Raw genomic sequence first — 16102 nt, 5'->3', positions numbered from 1 at the left:
CTTAGCCTTACTTCTCGGAATCAACGTTTCCGGTCACAATATGGTTAAAATAGACGCTTTGAAAACCGTTTTAGAAAATGTGGAATTTCAAAACGAGCGGACTAATATTCAATCGGGAAAGATTTTTGTTGATTCTGATAAAAAATATGGAGCTATTTAGTAGCTTTTGCTACCGATACACCTTTTGCACCTGCATCAAGGATTTTTACGTTTTCGAATACGATTTTTTCTGTTCTCTTTTTTCCCATGAGGCAAAAATAAGAATTGTTGTGCGGATTTGATAAGATTTTTTCGATTTCTACAATTTTTAAAATCAATAGTAGTAGAATTCAATTGATTTAATCGTAAATTAGCTAAAATGATTTTGAATTATGAGAAGCAATACAACGTTTACAAGTGCTATTTCCAATATCGAATTTCCCGAAAATGATAGAGTTTCAGGAAAAACAATTCGAACTTCAATTTTAAACTTAATTTTAGAAGATTTCCCTGATTTTGATGTGAATGAATCGATTTCTGTGCAAGAATTGAATGTGTATCGTGAAAAGTACATTTCAAAATTTTTACAAACCGAAATTAGTCAGTTATCAAAATTAGAAAAAGATGTAGTTAGGTCTTTAGGCGATGATACTTCGTTTGTAGCTAAGGTTGAAGAGGAAGCTGATACAAGAAATTACGGTCAAATTGTAGCGGATAAAGTGGCTGCATTTGGAGGAAGCTGGACATTCATTATCTCTTTTTTTATATTTATTTCAATTTGGATTGGGTCTAATGTGTTTATTTTTACGAATAAAGAATTCGATCCTTATCCATTCATTTTATTGAATTTGATTTTATCATGTATAGCAGCACTACAAGCGCCAGTAATTATGATGAGTCAAAACCGACAAGAAGAAAAAGACCGTGAACGTGCTAAGAAAGATTACATGATTAATTTAAAGTCAGAACTAGAAATTCGAATGTTAGATGATAAAATAGATCATTTGGTAATGCACCAACAACAAGAGTTAATCGAAATTCAAAAAGTGCAAATCGAAATGATGAATGATATTTTAAACCGAATTAAATAGGAAATTCTATTTTTGCACCAAATTACTACCATGAAAACCCACTTAGCTTTACTTCGCGGAATCAATGTTTCCGGTCACAACATGATAAAAATGGACGTTTTGAAAACGCTTTTAGAAAATGCGGGATTTCAAAATGTGCGCACTTATATTCAATCAGGAAACGTTTTTGTAGATTCAGAAGAAGAACATGGCGCGAGTGTTGGATTTAAAATAAAACAGGAGATTTTCAAAGAATTAGGTTTGGAAGTTCCGGTTGTAGTTATTGAAAAAAATGATTTAGAATCGTGCTTTAAAAACAACTCATATCTAAAGGATAAAGACTGCGATACAAAGAAATTGTACGTGGCTTTTCTTTCCAAAGAATTACAAGGAAGTGCTATCAACGATTTAAAAATTAGTCAATTCAAACCCGATGAAGCTGCAATTGATAAAAGCAGAATTTATATCAAATATGCAATAGGAGCCGGAAAAACTAGATTAGACCAAAAGTATATAGAGAAGAAGTTAAATGTAGTGGCTACCATTAGAAATTGGAATACAGTTACCACTTTACTAGAAATGTTTGAGTAGTAGTTTCTAATTTTTTTCTTCCAGCATCCAACTTCCATCTTCCAACAAAATTTACTACTTTTGTAACCGGTTGATTTCTCACCACAAAGAAGGAATTGCGATGTAACAATCAATAACACTATTTTATGTCAGTTTTAGAAAAAATGAGTTCGGCTGAAGCAATTGCATTAGAAGACAAGTACGGTGCACACAATTATCATCCACTACCAGTTGTTTTGAGTAGAGGAGAAGGGGTTTATGTTTGGGATGTAGAAGGAAAAAAATATTTTGATTTTCTTTCGGCATATTCTGCGGTTAATCAAGGACATTGTCATCCAAAAATTGTAGGAGCAATGGTAGCGCAAGCACAGACATTAACATTGACATCAAGAGCATTTTATAATGACAAATTAGGTGTTTATGAACAATTTGTAACCAATTATTTTGGGTTTGATAAAGTATTACCAATGAACACAGGAGCTGAAGCAGTTGAAACCGCTTTAAAATTGTGTAGAAAATGGGCATACGAGAAAAAAGGAATCAACGAAAACGAAGCGCAAATTATCGTTTGTGATGGTAACTTCCACGGAAGAACTACAACAATCATTTCATTCTCAAACGACGAAAATGCTCGTAAAAATTTCGGTCCTTATACTGCTGGATTTATCAGTATTCCTTATGATGATATTGAAGCGTTAGAAAAGGCTGTGAATTCATCAAAAAACATTGCAGGATTCTTAGTTGAGCCAATTCAAGGGGAAGCAGGAGTTTATGTGCCTTCGGAAGGATTTTTAGCAAAAGCAAAAGCTATTTGTGAAGCTAATAACGTATTGTTTATAGCGGATGAGGTACAAACAGGAATTGCTCGTACAGGTAAATTATTAGCAGTTCATCATGAAAATGTACAACCTGATATTTTAATTTTAGGTAAAGCATTATCTGGTGGAGCTTATCCTGTTTCGGCTGTTTTGGCAAATGATAGCATTATGAATGTAATTAAGCCAGGACAACATGGTTCAACTTTTGGAGGGAATCCTATTGCAGCTGCTGTTGCGATTGCCGCTTTAGAAGTTGTTGCAGATGAAAAATTAGCAGAAAATTCAGAACAATTAGGAAAGATTTTCCGTGAAGAATTAGGAGCATTTATTCAAACTTCTAACATAGCTACTTTAGTTAGAGGTAAAGGTTTATTGAATGCCGTTGTAATTAATGATACTGAAGAAAGTGATACAGCTTGGAATATTTGCGTACGCTTAGCAGAAAACGGTTTGTTAGCAAAACCTACGCATGGAAACATCATCCGTTTTGCACCGCCATTAGTAATGACTGAAGAGCAATTGAGAACTTGTGTTGCTATAATTATTAATACATTAAAAGAGTTTGAAAAATAATATTTTTCAAGATGAAGTATAAAAAAATCCTGCATATTGCAGGATTTTTTATTTTATAATTTAGCTATTGCTGATTCGTATTTGTCATTAACAACTTTCCAATTGATGATATTGAAAATAGCTGTTAAATAATCATTTCGTTTGTTTTGATAGTTTAAGTAGTAGGCATGCTCCCAAACGTCAATTGCTAAAATAGGAGTTCCGCGAACTTCAGCATTTGGCATTAAAGGATTGTCCTGATTTGCAGTACTAGTAACGGCAAGTTTTCCGTCACTTTTAACCACTAGCCAAACCCAACCGCTACCAAATTGACTGTTTCCAGCATCAATTAATTGGTTTTGCAAATCATCAAATGAACCAAGTTCTGCATTGATGGCTTCTGCAAGAGCACCAGTAGGTGTTCCTCCTGTTTTTGGCCCTAGGATTTCAAAAAATAAATTGTGGTTGTAATAACCACCAGCATTATTTCTTAATGTTTTATTGTTTGTATCTAACCCTTTTAGAATTTCTTCAATAGATTTGGTGGCTAAATTTGTTGTATCAACTTCTTTATTTAACTTGTTGGCATAGCCCAAATGATGTTTTGAATAATGAATTTGCATTGTTCTTCCATCAATGTGAGGTTGTAAAGCTTCGTAAGCATATTTTAAACCTTTCATTTGAAAAGTTCCGCCTTCATTTACTTTTACATCTCCTGGATTTCCATAAGCAGTTTGTGTGGTTTCAACTTCAGGCTCAGGAATTTGGACTTCCTCTAGATTACTATTTTCCTTGCAACTTAGCATTAATAAGGATATACAAGATAAGGTTACTAGTGCTTTTTTCATGTTCTATAAATTGCGTTCTTTGAGTAAGGCGTTAATAATTTCGATGTATTTTTCTTTGGCTTCATCTGCCGTTAGATGTTTTACTTGCATCCAAGCGTTTAACTTAAAAGCATTTCTTAAATCTTGTGGATTTTGGTAATGTATTCTACTGGTGCTTTCTGAACTAGCTTGTTTATACAAACCATACAAAACTAGTTGCATATCCTGTGGCACCGATTCTTGTGGAATGAGTTGCGCATTAGCAAATGCTTCATCAAATAATGTATTTAAGTCCTTTTCGCTCATTTATGCTTTTTTACAAATAACAGTTTTATTACCGATGGCTTTTTCGCCTATTTTTACATTGACTTCTGTACCTAATGGTAAGTACAAGTCAACTCTTGAGCCAAATTTAATAAATCCAGCATCTTTTCCTTGAACTACGCGCATACCTTCTTGTGCATAGTTTACAATTCTACGAGCCAATGCACCAGCAATTTGACGATACATAACTTCTCCATAAACTCGATTGTTAATAACAACAGTAGTTCTTTCGTTTTCTTCACTAGCTTTTGGATGCCAAGCTACTAAATATTTACCTGGATGGTATTTGCTGTATTTTACAATTCCATTTAACGCATAACGTGTTACGTGTACATTTATTGGTGACATAAAAATAGAAACCATTAAACGCTTGTCTTTGAAATATTCTGGTTCATAGACTTCTTCTATAACTACAACTTTTCCATCTACTGGTGCTAAAATATGGTTGTCGCTATTGTCTGCAACACGAGTAGGGTTTCTGAAAAACTGTAAAATAAGTAGTAAAAAAATCAAAACAAGCACTTGTACTGATTTTAATAACCAAAAATTGTCTTTTAAAAATGCATCTGCCAAAAATATAAGTCCGACTGAAATAATTAGGGAGATGAAAATGATTTTTGAACCTTCTTTATGAAACATAATATAAAATTAAATAAAACAAATTAATGAATGGAATGACAAAGATAATACTATCTAGTCGATCTAAAATACCACCATGTCCAGGCATTATTTTTCCACTATCTTTAACACCAGCTACACGTTTAAATTTGGACTGAATTAAATCTCCTAAAGTGCTAAAAATACTCACGATAATTGCAATTACAATCCAAATGTATAAAATCTTAGATTCAATGTAAAATTTTGATAATAAAACACTTGAGATGATTGTAAAAAGCATTCCGCCTATAAAACCTTCAATTGTTTTTTTGGGTGAAACACTTGGAAAGAGTTTGTTTTTACCAAAATTTTTACCAACTAAATAAGCAAAGGTGTCATTTGCCCAAATTAGAATTAAAATAGAAATTAATATTTTAGGGTTGTACCCATTTTTTCCTACAGCTACATAGTTTGTAATGATAAATGGAATAATGATATAACCTATTAACAATAAATAACGTGTTGCAATAGTAAAGTTTGTTTTTTGACTATTGAATAAATATAACAATAGCTTTATGGAGATAATTGTTGATAAACTTACAAGTATAGTTTTTGAAATAATATCTTGGTTTTTATCCCACAAAAAGAAGTAGGATAAAGCAGCAATAGGTATGCTGAAATATAAATTTAATGCGGCTATTTTACAAAATTCGTAAACACCAATCAACAAAAAAACACCAAATAGAATAGCTAAACTTTCTTTTGAGTAGGAGATGCAGCCTAGTAATAATGCTATGTAAACGGCACCAGAAATTGCTCTTTTTAGCGTTTCATTCATTTTATAAATCTTCTAAAAGAAGTAGGTATAAATTTTTATGGCAACTTCCATAATGCAAAAAGTCTTGCTCTTTTACTTCTTCAAAGTATTTTATAGTAGTTATATTAGTAGGATATTCTTTTTCGTGTTTGTTTTTAATACCACGTAATCCATCTCCTTTTGAATTTACTATTTGACTTGTTGTTGCAAAAACAATCATGTTAGTAGGTAATTCGTTAGGTTTAAAATGTTTTAATTGAAGAGACGAAAATAGAATAGAACCTTCATCAGCAATTAAATTTTCACAAAATGAAAAGAAAAATTTTGGATTTTTTGGTTGCGTGTAATTTAGTTTGTTTTCATCTAATAAATAAAAAAGTCTAGCATCAAAACATTGTGCCTCAGATTCAAACCAATCGTTCTCAGCTAAAATATTTTCAAAATTTTCTGAAATTTCAGCTAAATTTTCACAATAAATAAACTTACCTCCATTTTCTTTGAAATTGAAAGTAAACAGTTCATCTATCGGCAAAGTCACATCAGGAGTGTACGGGCTCTTGTTTTCGGGTTTATCCTTATTGTCGCCTTCTTCCCCAGAAGTTCCAAAAAATTTTCTAAAAAGACTCATCTATCTTTAGTAGGTATTTTATACAGTAAAAATCAAAGATAAAAAAAAACTTAGTTCTTTTTATCATGAACTAAGTTTTTTATTAATATTATTTTGTTGATAAGTATTATTCAGCTACTGGACTCTCATCTTGTTTATCAAATGGTCTTTTTCCAAAAATAGTTTCTAAATCATCTTTGAAAATAACTTCTTTTTCAATCAGAATGTCTGCTAACTGCGTTAACTTCTCTTTATTGTGCTCTAAGATATCAATAGCTCTTTGGTATTGTTCTTCGATTAATTTTGAAATTTCAGTATCAATAACTTTTGCAGTATCTTCTGAATAAGGTTTTGAAAAATTATAATCAGATTGTCCTGAAGAATCATAGTAAGTGATGTTTCCTAGTTTTTCATTCAAGCCATAAATGGTAACCATTGCTCTTGCTTGACGTGTTACTTTTTCTAAATCACTTAACGCACCCGTTGAAATTTTATCAAAAATTACGCGCTCTGCAGCTCTTCCGCCCATAGTAGCACACATTTCATCTAGCATTTGTTCTGGTCTCACAATCAATCGCTCTTCTGGAAGATACCATGCTGCTCCTAAACTTTGTCCACGCGGAACAATTGTTACTTTTACTAAAGGTGCGGCATGTTCTAACATCCAACTTACGGTAGCATGACCTGCTTCGTGTATTGCAATGGCACGTTTTTCTTCTGGAGTAACAATTTTATTTTTCTTTTCTAAACCACCAACAATTCTATCAACTGCATCTAAGAAATCTTGTTTATCTACAGCTTTTTTGTCGTTACGGGCAGCAATTAAAGCGGCTTCGTTACAAACATTTGCAATGTCAGCTCCTGAGAATCCTGGGGTTTGTTTAGCTAAAAATTCAGTATCTAATTCCTCTGATTTTTTTAAAGGTTTTAGATGTACTTCAAATATTTCTTTACGTTCTCTAATGTCTGGTAAGTCAACATAAATTTGTCTGTCAAAACGACCGGCACGCAATAATGCTTTGTCTAACACATCAGCTCTATTGGTTGCTGCTAATACAATTACATTAGAATTTGTACCAAAACCATCCATTTCTGTTAGCAACTGATTCAGTGTATTTTCTCTTTCATCATTTGCTCCTGTCATATTGTTTTTGCCACGAGCTCTACCCACAGCATCAATTTCGTCGATAAAAATAATGGCTGGCGATTTCTCTTTCGCTTGTTTGAATAAATCTCTTACACGAGAAGCACCAACTCCTACAAACATCTCCACAAAATCAGAACCTGATAATGAAAAGAAAGGTACTTTAGCTTCACCAGCAACTGCTTTGGCTAATAATGTTTTTCCGGTTCCTGGAGGTCCAACTAATAAAGCTCCTTTTGGAATTTTTCCACCGATTGAAGTATACTTTTCTGGATTTTTAAGGAACTCCACAATTTCCTGAATTTCTTCTTTGGCACCTTCTAAACCAGCCACGTTTTCAAACGTAACTCTAGTGTCGTTTTTTTCATCAAATAATTTAGCTTTTGATTTTCCAATGCTAAAGATTTGACCTCCGCCACCACCAGAACCACCAGACATTCTGCGCATCATGAAAATCCATAAAGCACCTAATAATATTACAGGTAGTAACAACGAAATAATGTCGCCCCACATGCTTTCAGCTTCTTTCTCGTATTCAGAAATTTTTCCTGAAGCATCAGCTTTTGATAAGCTATCTTGAAAAGCTTTCACATCACCAATTTCCATGATGTAATGTGGACCTTTTACATTTAATTTGCCAGTAATATCATTTTTAACTTTAGCATGCGCTTTATCTTTTAAAGCCGCTTTTTTTAGATAAATAGTAGCTTTGGTATTGTTGAAAGTTACTTTCTCAACTTGACCTGCTTCTAAAAACTTGTTAAATTTTGATAAACTTGTTTTGCCCGGATTACTCAAATCTAACCCATCAGTAACTAAACTGATAGTAAAGAAAATCATTAGAACAAGTACAATACTCATCCATGGACTAAACTTAAAGCCAGAATTATTGTTAGGATTTTGTGCCATAAAAAAAATTAGTATTTTGTTTCTATAGTTGTGATTTTAGCATCACCCCATAAACTTTCAATTCGGTAGTATTCGCGAATGTGTTTTTGAAATACATGGACTACAATATTTACATAGTCCATCAATACCCATTCGCCATTTTCAGCACCTTCTACGTGCCATGGTTTATCTTTTAATTCTTTTGAAACCACTTTTTGAACCGACCCTACAATTGCATTAACTTGTGTATTTGAATTTCCATTACAAATCACAAAATAATCACATACTGTATTGTCAATTTCTCTTAAATCAAGAATGTCAATATTTTCTCCCTTTACGTCTTCTATCCCTTTGATGATGTTTGCTAATAAATCATCATTATTAATTTCCTTCTTCTTCATTTATTATTTATGAATTTATGCAAAGGTATCATTTTTTGTCATTATTTTTGAACCTTAACATAAGATTAAAATTTATTACTGCTAAATGAAGATTATCAAACTCAATGCCATAGACTCTACAAATACTTTTTTAAAGCAATTAGCTGCCGATGAATTGGTAGAAAATTTTGCAATTGTGGTTGCGGAGTCACAAACAAATGGCAAAGGACAACGGGGTTCGGATTGGGTTGTTGAAAGTGGTAAAAACTTAACCTTTAGTGTTTTATACAGGAATAATACAAATTATTTAAAAAGTTTGTTTACACTAAATTGCATTGTGGCTATAAGTATAGTTGAAGCATTGCAATCTGAAAGTAAATTAATATTTCAAATCAAATGGCCAAACGACATTTTGGCAGAAAATAAAAAAATCGGTGGCATTTTGATCGAAAATAGTATAAAAAACCAAGAGGAAGTACAATCAATAATTGGAATAGGAATCAATGTTAACCAAACCCAATTTGAGCATTTACCACAAGCAGCCTCGTTAGCTCTCTTAGAGAATACTATTTTTGATAAAATGATACTTCTTGAAAAAATTACAAATCAATTAAAATTTAATTTAGAACGCTTAGGTAGGGTAGGTGAAGATTTTTATTGGAATTTATACCATCAAAAATTATTTAAAAAAGACGTTGTTTCAACATTTGAGAATACAATGGGAAATCGATTTGTAGGAAAAATAATAAGAGTATCAAAAGAAGGAAAATTAGAAGTCTTACTTGATGATGATATGCAAACTTCATTTGATATCAAAGAAATAAAAATGTTGTACTAAATTAAAACCTGCTTAAAATCGTGAATCCTTTGTTAAACTTTTCCAAAAACTATTCCTTTTAAGTACATTTGTGGCAATTAAAAATAGTATTCCTTAATCTCATGGAAAAAAAAATATTCTCTTTTTTGTTTTCTACCCGTTTAATGGCGGTTTTGTTTATCGTTTTTGCAGGAGCAATGGCAGCCGGAACTTTTATTGAAGACGCTTATAATACCGATACAGCAAGAGTTATTGTATACAATACTTGGTGGTTTGAAACCATAATGGTGTTTTTTGTAATTAACTTTATTGGCAATATCAAGCGATATCAATTACACAAAAAAGAAAATTGGGCAACATTGTTATTACACCTTTCATTTATTTTAATTATTGTGGGTGCTTTTGTTACTAGATATATTAGTTATGAAGGTATGATGCCAATAAGAGAAGGTGAATCGGCAAATATTATTTATTCAGACAAACCTTATTTAACGGTTTTAGTTGATGGAGAATACAAAGGCGAGATGAAGCGTAAAACTTTTGAAAAAGATGTAATCTTAGCGCCTGAAGTGAAAGGTGATTCTTTTTTAGCATTTTTTGCCAGTAATGATTTTTCTATGGGAGGTGAGTTTAATAACATTCCGTTTGAAGTATTACACGAAGCATTTATTTTGAATGGAAAGGAAAAAATTAAACCATCTGAGAACGGACAATTAATGTTGAAAATGGTTGAATCAAGTGGCGGAACACGTCATGAACACTATTTGAAAGAAGGCGAAGTTCAAAATTTGCACAATATATTGTTTGCGTTTAATAAATTCACTAAAGGGGCAATCAATATTACTAAAATAGGAGAAGCTTATACTATACAATCGCCTTTTGAAGGAAACTTCATGCGAATGGCAGATAAACTACAAGGTCAAGTAACAAAAGATGCACCACAAACATTAATGTTACGCTCTTTATACAACATGGGAGGTGCTCAATTTGTATTCCCAGAACCTGCAATTAAAGGGGAATTGGTTTTAGAATCTAATAATGATTTCAAAGACAAACAGAGTGATGATGCTTTAGTTGTAAAAGTAAAAAGTCAAGGAAAAGAAGAAACAGTAACTTTAGTAGGCTCAAAAGGAAAGCAAGGTATACCACAAAGTGTTAAAATTGGAAAATTAGAGTTCACATTATTCTTTGGAAGTAAAATTTATAATACACCATTCAATATTAAGTTAGATGATTTTATTGCGGACAAATATCCTGGAACGGATAAAAGTTATTCTGCTTTCAAAAGTAAAGTTGAAGTAATAGATACCGAAGAAAATAAAACGTTTAAAGACAGTATTTTTATGAATAACGTTTTAGATTATAGAGGTTTTAGATTGTTTCAATCAGGTTTTGATCCAGACGAAAAAGGAACACAATTATCAGTAAGTCATGATTTTTGGGGTACTTGGATTACTTATATTGGTTATTTTTTATTGTATTTAGGTTTGATGGCTATTTTATTCAATAAAAACACCCGTTTTGCTAGTTTAAAAGAAAAATTAGAAAAAATAAAAGCGAAGAAAAATCAATTGCTAGGTTTGATATTATTTCTGTTTTCTACACTTACTTTTGGACAACACAATCACCAACCAAGTAATGAGGAAACGCTAAAATTATTAAAAAAACATATTGTTTCTGAAGAACATGCAGCTGAATTTGGAAAATTAGTCATACAAGATGCAGGTCGAATGAAACCTATTAATACGTTTTCATCAGAATTGCTTCGAAAAGTATCCAAAAGCGATACGTATGAAGGAATGAATTCTGATCAAGCGTTTTTATCAATGACACAATTTCCTCAATATTGGTATAATTTGCCAATTATTTATTTGAAAAGAGGTAACGATAGTATTCGTAAAATAATTGGTATTGAAAAAGACGCAAAATATGCGCCATTAGTATCATTTTTTGATGAAAAAGGAGGGTATAAATTGTCAAATTATTTAGAAGCTGCGTACAAAGAGCCTGTTCCAAATCAATTTCAAAAAGATTTTATTGAAGCAGATAAAAAAGTGAATTTATTATATTCAGCTTTAAGCGGACAAATTTTAAAAGTATTTCCTGTTCCAGGGGATAAATCAAATAAATGGCTTTCTTATTTAGAAGTTAATCAACCTACCGGAACCGCATTGGATTCTATAAAAAACGTGATGCCATTTTATTTAAACGCTGTTGATAAAGCTACTTTAAATGGCGATTATGAACTTCCAAATAGTTTGTTGAAAGGCTTAAATGTTTATCAAAAAAAGTATGGAAAAGAAGTTATGCTTTCTGAAAGCAAAATCAATTCTGAAATTCTATACAACAAATATGATATTTTCAAACGATTGTTTTATTTGTACATGTTAGCAGGTGTGCTAATGTTGGCTTTTTGTATTATACAAATTTTTAAGGATACAAAATTTATTAGAACAAGTATCAATATTTTCCATGGCTTGATAGGTTTGTTTTTTGTCATGCACCTAGCTGGATTAGCTGTGCGTTGGTATATTTCTGGTCACGCACCATGGAGTGATGCGTATGAGAGTATGATTTATGTAGGTTGGGCAACTATGTTTTTTGGTTTAGCCTTTGGAAGAAAGTCTAAATTAACAGTTGCATCTACCACTTTTGTAGTTTCTATAATTTTAATGGTTGCTCATTGGCAATGGATGGATCCGTCAATCGGAAACTTACAACCTGTTTTAAATTCGTATTGGTTGATGATTCACGTAGCGGTTATTGTTGCGAGTTATGGACCATTTACTTTAGCAATGGTATTAGGTTTAGTTGCTTTGTTTTTAATGATTTTTACCAATGCAAAAAACAAAGAGAAAATTAAATTAAGCATTGACGAAATTACCTATATCAACGAAATGGCGTTAACCGTAGGTTTAGTAATGTTAACTATTGGAAACTTCCTTGGAGGACAATGGGCAAACGAAAGTTGGGGACGCTATTGGGGTTGGGATCCAAAAGAAACTTGGGCTTTGATTAGTATTATGGTATATGCTTTTGTAATCCATGCTCGTTTTGTGCCTGCATTGCGTGGTCGTTGGATATACAACGTAATGAGCGTTTTGGCTTTTGCGTCGATTTTAATGACTTATTTTGGAGTGAATTTCCACTTGAGTGGTTTGCATAGTTATGCTTCGGGAGAAAAACAAAATGTAACGTATTATTTTATAATACTTGCCATTGTTTTAGTTATTGCCGCAGTTGCTTATCCATCTTATAGAAAGCATTTAAAACGATAAGTAAGTAATAAAATATAAAAAAAGGCTATCAAATGATGGCCTTTTTTTATGAATTGTTTAGCAAAAAACCAGCTGAAAAAGTTTAAATTTGAATAAAATAAAGCATCATGAAAAAAACATTTTTATTATTCTTAGCGCTAACTTCCTTATGGAGTTGTCAAAATCAAGCGCAAAATGCAACATTGCCAAACATACAAACCGCTAAATCTTCAGTTATGAGCAAAGAAACCATATACCAATTCAAAGTACAAGACCTAGAAGGAAATGAATTTGATTTTGCCACTTTAAAAGGTAAAAAAATAATGATTGTGAATACAGCTTCAGAATGTGGATTAACACCACAATATGAGCAGTTACAGGCAGTTTATGAAAAGTATAAAGATCAGGATTTTGTTATTGTAGGATTTCCTGCTAATAATTTTGGAGCTCAAGAACCTGGGACTAACAAAGAAATTGGCGCTTTTTGTCAAAAAAATTATGGGGTAACGTTTCCAATGATGGGTAAGATTTCAGTGAAAGGAGAGGATATGCATCCGGTGTACCAATTTTTAACTCAACAATCAAAAAATGGATTGCAAGACAGTGAAGTAGAATGGAATTTTCAAAAATATTTAATCAATGAAAAAGGAGAATTGGTGAATGTAATTGCACCAAGAGTACTTCCAAATGCTGCCGAAATCATAAATTGGATTGAAGGGAAATAATTTAGGATTCAGTGTTCAGTAGCAGTGTACAGTATTTGTTTACTGCGACTGAGAACTGCGACTAATTTTATAGCATTTTCTGCATGAAAACGGAATGCAACCAACGGTCAAATTTATAACCAGATTCTTTAATAAAACCAGCTTCTTCAAAACCAAATTTCTTATGAAAAGCAATACTTGTTGTGTTTTCTGAATCGATTACTCCAATCATAGTATGCAGTTTTTGAGCTTTTGCTAATCGAATTAATTCGGTTAATAATACTTTTCCAACACCTTTTCCATTATATCGATTGTCAGCATAAACGGAATGCTCGACAGTGAATTGGTAGGCTGCTCTAAAACGAAATTCACTATAATAACCAAAACCAGCAATAGTATTGTCAACTTCGGCTACAATAATTGGAAAACCTTTGGAAATTTTATCTTCAAAAATAGCTATTTGTTGGGCTAAGTTTCTAGGTTCATAATCATATAAAGCGGTAGAATTTAGAATATTATAATTAATAATTTCTAAAATAGCAGCAGTATCCTCAATTTGATATGGTCTAATTTTTATTTCCATAGTTCAAAAGTAGTATTTTTTGATTTAAACGCTATAATTATACTGACCAACTTTGTAACTTTGTAACTTACAACCAATCAAAATGATGTATCCTAAAATTCCTTTAGCGCAAAGTATTCTTGAAATTTGCCAACAAAAAGGAGTCCAACATATCGTAATTTCACCTGGCTCTAGAAATGCGCCATTAACAATTGGCTTTACCAATAATTCTTATTTTAAATGTTATAGTGTTGCAGATGAACGTTGCGCTGCTTTTTTTGCATTAGGAATTGCACAACAAATCCAAAAGCCAGTAGCTGTAGTTTGTACTTCAGGTTCGGCATTATTAAATTATTATCCAGCTTTTGCGGAAGCATTTTATAGCCAAACACCTCTTATTGTAATTTCTGCGGATAGACCACAAAGTAAAATTGATATTGGCGACGGACAAACTATTCGTCAAGAAAATGTATTTGCTAATCATAGCTTATTCAATGCCAATTTGACTGAAGAAGCATCAGAAATTAACGATCAATTGATACAAGAAGCTATAGCAATTTCAGAAATTAAAAAAGGACCGGTTCATATTAATGCACCTTTTGAAGAACCTTTGTATGAAACAGTTTTGGAACCAACTTATTTTCCAACGCTGCAATTAAATGAAAGTGCTGTAGCGCATTTCGTTTTAGCTTCGGAACATAAAAAGCAATGGGATAATTCAAAAAAGAAACTAGTACTAGTAGGAGAATTGCTTCCTAATGCTATAGAGCAACGTTTTTTAGATTACTTAGGCAATGATTCTAGTGTGGTGGTTTTAACCGAAAAAACCTCTAATTTGCATCATGAATCGTTTATTGATCAAATAGATACACTAATCACACCTTTTACTGAAGAAGATTTTGAGAATTTTCAACCTGAAATTTTATTGACTTTTGGTGGTATGGTGGTTTCAAAGCGTATCAAGTCTTTTTTACGAAAATATACACCTAAACAGCATTGGCATGTAGATGAATTAAGAGCTTATGATACTTATGGCGCTTTATCGCAACATTTTGAAACTGCTCCAAACACTTTTTTTAGTTATTTATTAGATGAAAATACTGTAGTAAGTAACTATAAATCATTTATTGCAAATATTTGGCAAAGCAGACAAGCCAATCATAGATTATATGCACAAAAAGCATCATTTTCTGATTTTAAGGTTTTTGATTTTATAAGTCAAAATCTACCAAAAAATATTCAGCTACAAGTAAGCAATAGTTCGGCTATTCGCTACATACAACTTTTTGACTTAGACAGAACAATTCAAGTATTTTGCAATCGAGGAACTAGCGGAATAGACGGCAGTACATCAACTGCTATTGGAGCCTCAGTGATAAATACAATGCCTACGGTTTTGGTTACTGGCGATATTAGTTTTTTATATGATAGTAATGCTTTGTGGAATAATTACATTCCCAAAAACTTTAAAATTATAGTTTTAAACAATGGAGGAGGAGGTATATTCAGAATTTTACCCGGGCATCAAGAAACTGAAACCTTCAATACATTTTTTGAAACTTCACATCAATTGAGTGTGTCTCACTTAGCAAAAATGTACGGTTTAACCTATTTTAGCGCAGCAGATGAAATAAACTTAAGAACTGCTTTTTCATCCTTTTTACATCAAAATAATGCACCAAGTATTTTAGAAATTTTTACACCTGAAAAGACTAATGATACGATTCTTTTAGATTTCTTTAAGGCGTTAAAAAAATAATGATAATTTAAAACAAATGTTAAATTATTTGCGTAAATTTGAGTTGATTAATCCCTTAAAAGAACAAAATTATGAGTAAAAGAGATGAATTAATTGCAAAATATGCAACTGATTTAAAAGAAAAGTGTGGCGTAACTGCCGATATGGATTTTTTGACTAAAGTAGTTATTGGTTGTGGTCCATCTATTTATAACGCAGATGCTTCAACAGTTTCTGGTTCTGATGAAAAAGAATTAGCAACAGTGAAGAACAATTTTTTAATTAAAAAATTAGGTTTAAAAGATAGTGCTGATTTGGATAAAGGAATTGCCGCTGTGATTGAACAATATGGAAAATCTAATAAAAACAAATACCGCGCAGTGGTATATTATCTATTAGCAAAACACTTCAAAAAAGAATCAGTTTACAAATAGTAGAAAATAAAAATCCT

The 16102-nt window shown here is 32.0% G+C and carries 16 protein-coding genes and 1 pseudogene; 9 read left to right on the top strand and 8 right to left on the bottom strand.

The window, feature by feature from the left end; genetic code table 11:
- Nucleotides 1-7 precede the first annotated feature (7 nt).
- The 4 genes and pseudogenes from G4L40_RS13000 to rocD form a co-directional block, all read left to right on the top strand.
- A pseudogene (locus tag G4L40_RS13000) lies at nt 8-160 on the top strand (DUF1697 domain-containing protein); the annotation flags it as partial.
- A 211-nt stretch (nt 161-371) separates the two neighbouring features.
- On the top strand, nt 372-1070 hold the full coding sequence (locus G4L40_RS03605; RefSeq protein ID WP_166235796.1) for a DUF1003 domain-containing protein: 699 nt from the start codon (nt 372-374) through the stop codon (nt 1068-1070).
- A gap of 30 nt (nt 1071-1100) precedes the next feature.
- Entirely contained in the window at nt 1101-1640 is a 540-nt protein-coding gene (locus tag G4L40_RS03600) for a DUF1697 domain-containing protein (RefSeq protein WP_166235795.1), read from the top strand.
- A 125-nt stretch (nt 1641-1765) separates the two neighbouring features.
- Nucleotides 1766-3010: an ornithine--oxo-acid transaminase gene (rocD, locus tag G4L40_RS03595; protein ID WP_166235794.1), complete on the top strand. Its 1245-nt coding sequence runs from the start codon at nt 1766-1768 to the stop codon at nt 3008-3010.
- Nucleotides 3011-3063: 53 nt separating this feature from the next.
- Here rocD and G4L40_RS03590 read toward each other — a convergent pair whose 3' ends face one another.
- From G4L40_RS03590 to rsfS, 7 genes are all read right to left on the bottom strand, one after another.
- Entirely contained in the window at nt 3064-3837 is a 774-nt protein-coding gene (locus G4L40_RS03590; protein WP_166235793.1) for a superoxide dismutase, read from the bottom strand.
- Nucleotides 3838-3840: 3 nt separating this feature from the next.
- Nucleotides 3841-4122 carry an acyl-CoA-binding protein gene (locus G4L40_RS03585; RefSeq protein ID WP_166235792.1) on the bottom strand — a complete coding sequence of 94 codons (282 nt, stop codon included), beginning with the start codon at nt 4120-4122 and terminating at the stop codon, nt 3841-3843.
- Nucleotides 4123-4779, bottom strand: a complete 657-nt coding sequence (locus tag G4L40_RS03580; RefSeq protein WP_166235791.1) for a phosphatidylserine decarboxylase family protein — start codon at nt 4777-4779, stop codon at nt 4123-4125.
- On the bottom strand, nt 4769-5575 hold the full coding sequence (locus G4L40_RS03575; RefSeq protein ID WP_166235790.1) for a phosphatidate cytidylyltransferase: 807 nt from the start codon (nt 5573-5575) through the stop codon (nt 4769-4771). Before G4L40_RS03575 ends, G4L40_RS03580 begins: the two co-directional genes overlap by 11 nt.
- 1 nt (nt 5576) lies before the next feature.
- Nucleotides 5577-6182, bottom strand: coding sequence for a lactate utilization protein B/C (locus G4L40_RS03570; RefSeq protein WP_166235789.1), 606 nt, complete (start codon nt 6180-6182; stop codon nt 5577-5579).
- A 106-nt stretch (nt 6183-6288) separates the two neighbouring features.
- Nucleotides 6289-8214, bottom strand: coding sequence for an ATP-dependent zinc metalloprotease FtsH (gene ftsH / locus G4L40_RS03565; RefSeq protein WP_166235788.1), 1926 nt, complete (start codon nt 8212-8214; stop codon nt 6289-6291).
- A gap of 8 nt (nt 8215-8222) precedes the next feature.
- The gene (gene rsfS, locus G4L40_RS03560) at nt 8223-8594 is read right to left on the bottom strand and encodes a ribosome silencing factor (protein WP_166235787.1); all 372 of its coding nucleotides are present in this window, start codon (nt 8592-8594) and stop codon (nt 8223-8225) included.
- An 85-nt stretch (nt 8595-8679) separates the two neighbouring features.
- On the opposite strand from rsfS, the gene G4L40_RS03555 reads away from it, so the two are divergent.
- The 3 genes from G4L40_RS03555 to G4L40_RS03545 all read left to right on the top strand — a co-directional run bounded on the left by G4L40_RS03555 (nt 8680) and on the right by G4L40_RS03545 (nt 13372).
- The gene (locus G4L40_RS03555) at nt 8680-9411 is read left to right on the top strand and encodes a biotin--[acetyl-CoA-carboxylase] ligase (protein ID WP_166235786.1); all 732 of its coding nucleotides are present in this window, start codon (nt 8680-8682) and stop codon (nt 9409-9411) included.
- Nucleotides 9412-9512: 101 nt separating this feature from the next.
- The gene (gene ccsA, locus G4L40_RS03550; protein WP_166235785.1) at nt 9513-12668 is read left to right on the top strand and encodes a cytochrome c biogenesis protein CcsA; all 3156 of its coding nucleotides are present in this window, start codon (nt 9513-9515) and stop codon (nt 12666-12668) included.
- Nucleotides 12669-12775: 107 nt separating this feature from the next.
- Entirely contained in the window at nt 12776-13372 is a 597-nt protein-coding gene (locus G4L40_RS03545; RefSeq protein WP_166235784.1) for a glutathione peroxidase, read from the top strand.
- Nucleotides 13373-13439: 67 nt separating this feature from the next.
- Here the strand turns inward: G4L40_RS03545 and G4L40_RS03540 are convergent, their stop codons facing one another.
- Entirely contained in the window at nt 13440-13934 is a 495-nt protein-coding gene (locus G4L40_RS03540; protein ID WP_166235783.1) for a GNAT family N-acetyltransferase, read from the bottom strand.
- Between the two features lie 82 nt (nt 13935-14016).
- Between G4L40_RS03540 and menD the strand changes: the two genes are divergently transcribed.
- Both menD and G4L40_RS03530 read left to right on the top strand, forming a co-directional pair.
- On the top strand, nt 14017-15672 hold the full coding sequence (gene menD, locus G4L40_RS03535; RefSeq protein WP_166235782.1) for a 2-succinyl-5-enolpyruvyl-6-hydroxy-3-cyclohexene-1-carboxylic-acid synthase: 1656 nt from the start codon (nt 14017-14019) through the stop codon (nt 15670-15672).
- Between the two features lie 71 nt (nt 15673-15743).
- Complete coding sequence (locus G4L40_RS03530) at nt 15744-16085, top strand: DUF2853 family protein (protein WP_166235781.1); 342 nt, start codon at nt 15744-15746, stop codon at nt 16083-16085.
- Nucleotides 16086-16102: the final 17 nt, after the last annotated feature.

The organism is Flavobacterium celericrescens (assembly GCF_011392075.1).
In the GTDB taxonomy this organism is placed as follows: domain Bacteria; phylum Bacteroidota; class Bacteroidia; order Flavobacteriales; family Flavobacteriaceae; genus Flavobacterium; species Flavobacterium celericrescens.
This window is presented reverse-complemented; position numbering and strand designations above follow the sequence as displayed.